The organism is Bacteroides sp. 214 (assembly GCF_010501015.1).
Classification (GTDB): Bacteria; Bacteroidota; Bacteroidia; order Bacteroidales; family Bacteroidaceae; genus Bacteroides.
Genome location: NZ_QVML01000060.1, coordinates 1 through 315 on the forward strand (window position 1 = coordinate 1; position 315 = coordinate 315).

Below are 315 nucleotides of genomic sequence, written 5' to 3' on the forward strand. Positions count from 1 at the left end.
GTCATGTCGAGACAAGCTTTCATGGTTGCGGCAACAGCAGGGAATGAGATTGCCTGTGCGTTTTGCTCGTTTGTAACAAACTCGCTTAGCGGCAGCATGATTGTACAAATGCTTACCGTACCCGATTTTTTGGAACTGTTCAATAAATCCAACCTCCTACCGCTATAGAAGGAACAGCCATTGCTTGGGTAGCAGGTGTCGGAGTATTAATCAATGGTTTCACTGCGTCGAATGGGTCGATATGCACATGGAATATAACGTCGTTACAGTCATTATCACCGCCTTCTGGAGTATCTTCAAATCCAAAGCAACTAT

Annotated in this window: 1 protein-coding gene; it reads right to left on the reverse strand. The window is 44.8% G+C overall.

Annotated elements, in window-relative coordinates:
• Positions 1–139: 139 nt before the first annotated feature.
• A partial coding sequence (locus D0T50_RS14020) for a DUF4114 domain-containing protein (RefSeq protein WP_163224050.1) occupies positions 140–315 on the reverse strand: 176 nt, incomplete at its 5' end.